General features: G+C 49.9%; 8 protein-coding genes and 1 pseudogene. All 9 read right to left on the bottom strand.

Annotated features, from left to right (window positions below; translation table 11 throughout):
* Positions 1 to 129 (bottom strand): annotated as a pseudogene (locus MHN01_RS12755) (DNA polymerase III subunit delta'); the annotation flags it as partial.
* Between the two features lies 1 nt (position 130).
* On the bottom strand, positions 131 to 760 hold the full coding sequence (tmk, locus tag MHN01_RS12750; protein ID WP_239411692.1) for a dTMP kinase: 630 nt from the start codon (positions 758 to 760) through the stop codon (positions 131 to 133).
* Positions 760 to 1,773 (bottom strand): endolytic transglycosylase MltG, encoded by a 1,014-nt coding sequence (gene mltG, locus MHN01_RS12745; protein WP_239411691.1) that lies wholly within the window; start codon positions 1,771 to 1,773, stop codon positions 760 to 762. Before mltG ends, tmk begins: the two co-directional genes overlap by 1 nt.
* A complete protein-coding gene (pabC, locus tag MHN01_RS12740; protein WP_239411690.1) occupies positions 1,767 to 2,576 on the bottom strand; it encodes an aminodeoxychorismate lyase in 810 nt (269 codons plus the stop codon). The genes mltG and pabC overlap by 7 nt, the downstream gene beginning before the upstream one ends.
* 108 nt (positions 2,577 to 2,684) lie before the next feature.
* Complete coding sequence (fabF, locus tag MHN01_RS12735) at positions 2,685 to 3,923, bottom strand: beta-ketoacyl-ACP synthase II (RefSeq protein ID WP_239411689.1); 1,239 nt, start codon at positions 3,921 to 3,923, stop codon at positions 2,685 to 2,687.
* Positions 3,924 to 4,008: 85 nt separating this feature from the next.
* Positions 4,009 to 4,245 (bottom strand): acyl carrier protein, encoded by a 237-nt coding sequence (gene acpP / locus MHN01_RS12730; RefSeq protein WP_007467184.1) that lies wholly within the window; start codon positions 4,243 to 4,245, stop codon positions 4,009 to 4,011.
* Between the two features lie 157 nt (positions 4,246 to 4,402).
* Complete coding sequence (gene fabG, locus MHN01_RS12725) at positions 4,403 to 5,137, bottom strand: 3-oxoacyl-ACP reductase FabG (protein WP_239411688.1); 735 nt, start codon at positions 5,135 to 5,137, stop codon at positions 4,403 to 4,405.
* 95 nt (positions 5,138 to 5,232) lie between these two features.
* The gene (gene fabD, locus MHN01_RS12720) at positions 5,233 to 6,156 is read right to left on the bottom strand and encodes an ACP S-malonyltransferase (RefSeq protein ID WP_239411687.1); all 924 of its coding nucleotides are present in this window, start codon (positions 6,154 to 6,156) and stop codon (positions 5,233 to 5,235) included.
* 167 nt (positions 6,157 to 6,323) lie between these two features.
* Positions 6,324 to 6,564 (bottom strand): 3-oxoacyl-[acyl-carrier-protein] synthase III C-terminal domain-containing protein (locus MHN01_RS12715; RefSeq protein WP_304622853.1); only part of this gene is annotated, 241 nt, incomplete at its 5' end.

The following is a 6,564-nucleotide window of genomic DNA, read 5'->3' as shown; positions in this document are numbered from 1 at the left end:
GAGCTGTTGCGCCAGCACCTCACGTCCGCTTCCCGTCGAGGCAAGCAATAAAATCGCATGGTGTAGACGCCCCTGCCCCAGTAGCTGCTGCCAGTTCTGCCATAGGATCTGTTGCCATGGGTAAAGCATACTATTGTTGCTCCAACCACGCAGCCAGCGCCAGGGAAATATCTGCAGTCACCGCATCCAGTGGCTGACTGGCATCAATAACAACCACGCTCGGATCATTCTCGGACAATTCGAGGAAGCGCGCGCGGGCGCGGTGGAAGAAATCGATATTCATCTGCTCGATACGATCCAGCTCACCCCGGCCGCGAGCGCGCTCCAGGCCAAGAACCGGATCAATATCCATATAGATGGTGAAATCCGGACGGAAGTCACCCAATACCGTATTGCGCAAATTCTCCATCAGATCGGTATCGAAGCCACGGCCTCCTCCCTGATAAGCCTGAGAGGACATGTCATGGCGATCACCTACCACCCAGCGACCTTCTGCCAGGGCAGGCTTTATGACGTTGTCAACCAACTGGATACGCGCTGCATACAGCAATAGCAACTCAGCCATATCGGTCAGTGGCTCATCAGGATGCCCTTCCTTGACCAAAGCCCGCATCTGCTCGGCAAGCGGTGTCCCGCCAGGTTCGCGCGTTAACTCCGGCGATTCGATCCCGTGCTCGGCCAATACTGCAGCGACCTGCTTGATTGCCGTACTTTTTCCCGCGCCTTCCAGGCCTTCAATTACAATAAATTTTCCAGTCATTATTTTTTCTTTAGTGTTCTTAGATATGCACGCACAGCGCGATTATGCTCGCTCAGCGTTTTAGAAAACTTGTGGCCGCCTTTGCCATCGGCAACAAAGTAATAGTAATTACTCTCTTGTGGCTTAACCGCAGCAAGCACCGAGGCCTTGCTTGGCATTGCTATCGGTGTCGGCGGCAAGCCAAAGATGGTGTAGGTGTTATAAGGTGTTGGGGTACGAAGATCGCGCTTGCGGATATTCCCCTTGTACTTATCCCCCATACCGTAAATCACCGTCGGATCGGTCTGGAGGCGCATATTCTTGTTGAGGCGATTCATAAATACTGACGATACGACAGTACGCTCGTCATCAACGGCCGTTTCCTTTTCGATAATAGATGCCATGATCAAGGCTTCATACGGTGTTTTCAGCGGAATGCTCTTGTCACGCGACTCCCAGGCATCATCGAGCAAACTGGTCATCTGGCGGTATGCACGCTTAAGCAATTCAAGATCGGTGGTTCCCGAAGTATAGTGGTAAGTCTCCGGCAACAAGTACCCCTCTAGCTTAGAGGTATCCGCACCAATCGCCTTGGCTATTTCGGCCTCGGACATACCGTCGGACTGATGGACAATCTCGGGAGCCGTACTCAGTTGCTCAAGCCAATCAGTAAACCTGTCGCCCTCGACCAGGGTAATCGCAAACTGGTGCTCCTTGCCTGATGCAATTAACGCCAGTACATCCCTGAGGGTGCCGCTATCAGGTATTTGATATGTCCCTGTTTTAATTCGTGTTAACTCTGGCTCAATACGGTAAATCCAACGAGTCCATTGCGATGCTGGTACGATTTGCTTGTCGACGAGCTGGTTTAGCAGACCACGAAAACTGGTACCCGGGCTGACCGTAATGAAAACATCTGCTTCATGCGTAACCGGTTGCTGCAGTGATGCCTTTACCTGCTGATATGACCAACCCAGTCCACCAGCAGCCATCACGCCCATCAGGACAACCGCTATTACCAACTTCTTTAACACGTATACAACCTCTTGTTTAACGCTTTCAGCGCAGTTCGCGCCGTAAATCGAATTCCGTTTATTTCTGTAACCGGCACCAACGCCATCAAGGCATTAGTAATAAAGACTTCATCAGCGCAAAGCAAGACATCAAGTGGCTTTTTGACAAACTCTATACAAAAGCCGCAGTCAGCAGCCAGTGCGATCACATGTGCCCGCATCACTCCATGGACACCGGACATATTCAGCTCTGGTGTGTAGAGCGTCTGACCTTTTCGCCAAAAAATATTCGATGCCGTTACTTCAACGACATTACCGTTGACATCCAGAACAACCGCATCCAGCCAACCTGCCTGCTCGGTTTCTTTTTTCAGCAATACCTGCTCAAGACGGTTCAGGTGCTTGAAACCTGCCAACATCGGAGCCAGTGCCAGCCGCTGACGGCAAACGCCCAGCGCAATGCCTTGCTCCTGCCACTGGGTATAGAGAGCCGGCCAGGCAAAATCAGAGATGATAACCTGAGTCGCGTTGCAACCTGACGGGCTGTACCCTCGGCCGCCCGCGCCGCGGCTTATCAGTACCTTCACTCCCCCTTTGTCCGGGTAGTTTTCCGCTAGCCTATGCACCAGGTCAGTGAGCTGCAGCCAGTCCGGCTCAGCGATAGCGAACGCTGCAACATTTTTCTTCAATCGCTGCAGATGCAACGACCACAGTCTTGGCTTACCGAGCTCAACGAGAATGGTCGTAAAGCAGCCATCACCATACTGCATAGCCCGATCGGTGACTGCAACATCACTTTTCTCTACGCCGTTTACCAATATCATTCCGATATCTACCCAATCTCAAGCCACAGAATAAGTCACAACTAAAAAGTACCAAAAAAAAACGGCCCGGTGCAAAACACCAGGCCGCTCAATGATAACAGGTTATCGTTAGATTTTCTTAAATAGCAGCGAACCGTTTGTACCGCCGAAGCCGAACGAGTTACACAGTGCATATTCAAGATTAACCTGACGTGCTTCACCTGGAACATAATCCAGATCACAGCCTTCATCAGGGTTGTCCAGGTTGATTGTTGGCGGAACAACCTGATCAACCAGTGTCATTGCAGTGATGATGGCTTCAACAGAACCAGCCGCACCCAGCAGGTGGCCCGTCATTGACTTGGTAGAAGAAACCAGTACTTTATCAGCCGCTGCACCCATAGCACGCTTGATACCAAGGGTTTCTGCTACATCACCAGCTGGTGTTGAAGTACCGTGCGCATTCACATAACCGATTTCTTCAGCATTGATACCCGCATCACGGATCGCAGCTTCCATCGCCAGTGCACCACCAGAACCGTCTGCACTTGGTGAAGTCATGTGGTACGCATCACCACTCATACCAAAGCCGACTAGCTCTGCATAAATTTTCGCACCACGCGCTTTGGCGTGCTCGTATTCTTCAAGCATCATCATACCGGCACCATCACCCAGTACGAAACCGTCGCGATCTTTATCCCACGGACGAGAGGCTGCTTGAGGATCATCATTTCGAGTAGACAGTGCTTTCGCCGCAGCGAAGCCACCCATACCTAGCGGAGTTGATGCTTTTTCTGCACCACCAGCTAGCATTGCATCTGCATCGCCGTAAGCAATCATACGCGCAGCATGGCCAATGTTGTGAAGGCCAGTTGTGCATGCCGTAGAAATAGCGATGTTCGGACCACGAAGACCATGCATAATAGACATGTGGCCTGCGATCATGTTTACAATCGTTGACGGAACAAAGAACGGGCTAATCTTGCGCGGACCTTTTTCCATCAGTGACAGATGGTTAGCTTCAATAAGACCTAGACCACCAATGCCAGAACCGATAGCCACACCAATACGTGGGGCGTTTTCTTCAGTCACTTCAATGCCAGAGTCTTTTAACGCCTGTACGCCTGCTGCAATGCCGTATTGAATGAACAAGTCCATTTTGCGGGCATCTTTTTTGGTCATGTATTCTTCACAGTTGAAGTCTTTGACCATGCCAGCAAAACGAGTAGCAAATGCGCTAGCATCAAAATGTTCGATATTGCTAATACCGCTAGTGCCGGCCAGTAGAGCTTTCCATGAAGACTCAACAGTATTGCCAACCGGTGATAGCATACCCATGCCAGTAACAACTACGCGACGCTTTGACACGATTAATTTCTCCGGGAATTGAGGATAAAACAGGTTTAGAAATAAAATCAGGCGGTCATGGTGACCGCCTGGAGGGAGTTCTTAATTACTCAGATGCGCCAACAACGTAGTCGATAGCAGCTTGAACTGTAGTAATTTTTTCAGCTTCTTCGTCTGGAATCTCAGTATCGAATTCTTCTTCAAGAGCCATTACTAGTTCAACAGTATCTAGAGAATCAGCACCTAGATCGTCAACGAAAGAAGCTTCGTTTTTAACTTCTGCTTCGTCTACGCCCAGTTGCTCAACAATGATTTTTTTTACGCGTTCTTCGATGTTGCTCATTAATCTATTTCCTTAAAACAAGAATTCGCTAATGCGATTTGCTGTAGTTTATTCATTACTGCAAAAGTTGCAATACTCAACACGCTGGTCAAACCACGATTTTCGGTGAAAACAAGATGAGTTTGACTTGTGTCATCAAGTTATGCAACTTTTTTGTTTAAATCATGTACATGCCGCCGTTAACATGCAGTGTTTCGCCGGTTACATAACCAGCATCTTCTGATGCCAAAAATGCGACCGCTGCCGCAATTTCACGCGGATCACCCAAACGACCTGCAGGAACACCTGCAAGTGTAGCAGCACGCTGCTCATCGTTCAGGGCTTTGGTCATATCTGTTTCGATAAATCCAGGTGCAACAGCATTCACTGTAATGCCACGTGATGCAACTTCACGCGCCATCGACTTGGTAAAGCCAATCAAGCCTGCTTTTGCTGCCGCATAGTTAGTCTGACCGGCATTACCCATAGTACCAACCACAGAGCCGATGCTGATGATACGACCGTGACGCTTTTTCATCATCGCGCGCAGTACAGCCTTAGACAGACGGAAGATAGACGTCAGGTTAGTATCCATGATGTCCTGCCACTCGTCATCTTTCATACGCATTAGCAGATTGTCACGTGTAATACCCGCGTTGTTGACCAAAATATCAACGTCGCCGTACTCCGCTTTGATTTCTTTCAGTACAGATTCAATCGACTCAGGAGATGTCACGTTCAGTGCCATACCTTTACCGTTGTCACCCAAGTATGCGCTGATAGCTTCCGCGCCGCTTTCCGATGTCGCGGTACCAATTACTGTCGCACCACGTTCAACCAGAATTTCTGCAATTGCACGGCCGATACCACGGCTTGCACCTGTTACCAGAGCAATTTTACCTTGCAGGCTCATTGTCATTCCTCTTCTATAAATAGTGGGTGGCCCAATGTGTTCTGTTTCAGCCTAACCCGCCAGAGGCAGGTAGCGTTCAGAAGCAGGCCACCGCCTTACTTGGCAGCGTCCAGGCTAGCCGGATCGTTGACAGCAGCACTACCAAGTGCGCGATTAATACGTTTTGTCAGGCCGGTAAGTACTTTACCCGGTCCCATTTCAAGCAGTTGCTCGATACCTTCTTCCGCCATACGCTCAACAGACTCAGTCCAGCGAACAGGTCCGTATAGCTGCTTAACCAATGCCTGCTTGATTGCCGAAGGATCAGTTTCTGTTGCCACATCGGCGTTGTTGATCACCGGAATAGAAGGCGCAGTGAATTCAACATTTTCCAGCGCTACTGCTAATTTGTCAGCAGCAGGCTTCATTAGTTCACAGTGAGACGGTACAGAAACCGGCAATGGCAGAGCACGCTTAGCGCCAGCTTCTTTACACAGTACATTGGCACGCTCAACCGCTTCTTTATTACCCGCGATAACTACCTGGCCCGGTGAGTTAAAGTTCACCGGAGAAACAACCTGGCCTTCAGCGGCTTCTTCACACGCTTTGGCAATGGCATCATTATCTAGACCGATAATCGCCGACATTGCACCAACACCTGCTGGTACGGCTTCTTGCATTAGCTGGCCGCGAAGCTCTACCAGTTTCACCGCTTCTTTGAAATCGATAACGCCAGCACAGACCAGTGCTGAATATTCACCCAGGCTGTGGCCAGCAAGTACCGCTGGTTGTTCACCGCCCTGCTCTTGCCATACACGCCAAATCGCAACAGAGGCAGTCAGCAGTGCAGGCTGAGTACGGTGGGTCTGGTTTAGATCTTCTGCAGGACCATTCTGGACAAGTGCCCATAGGTCATAGCCCAGAGCTTCAGATGCTTCGGCAAAAGTTTGCTTAACAACATCAAACTGCTCAGCCAGCTCAGCTAGCATACCAACAGCCTGAGAGCCCTGTCCCGGGAATACAATCGCGAACTTAGACATTCGAGAATCCTTATTCGTTATTACTGATTATTCAGTGTATTGACGAGCTATCCGCTGTGAAATACAAGCTGCTAACCACAAGCCGGCACGCGGCAATAAAGCAGAAAGCGAATAGCTACAAATTAATTTAATGCGTATCAGCGGCTTAATCTAATTCTTTGCTCGAATCAGAATTTCACCAATGCAGAGCCCCAAGTGAAACCACCACCGAAAGCTTCAAGCAACAAAGTCTGGCCACGCTGGATCCGACCGTCACGAACAGCTTCATCCAGAGCCGTCGGAACCGTTGCCGCAGATGTGTTGCCATGACGATCTAGGGTTACCACCACTTGATCCATCGACATCGACAGTTTCTTCGCCGTTGCCGAGATAATACGCAGGTTCGCCTGGTGTGGTACCAGCCAGTCT

The sequence above is a fragment of the Photobacterium sp. OFAV2-7 genome, assembly GCF_022347985.1.
Taxonomy (GTDB): Bacteria; Pseudomonadota; Gammaproteobacteria; order Enterobacterales; family Vibrionaceae; genus Photobacterium.
Note: the sequence above shows the minus strand (reverse complement) of the source record. Positions and strands in the feature narration are given on the sequence as shown.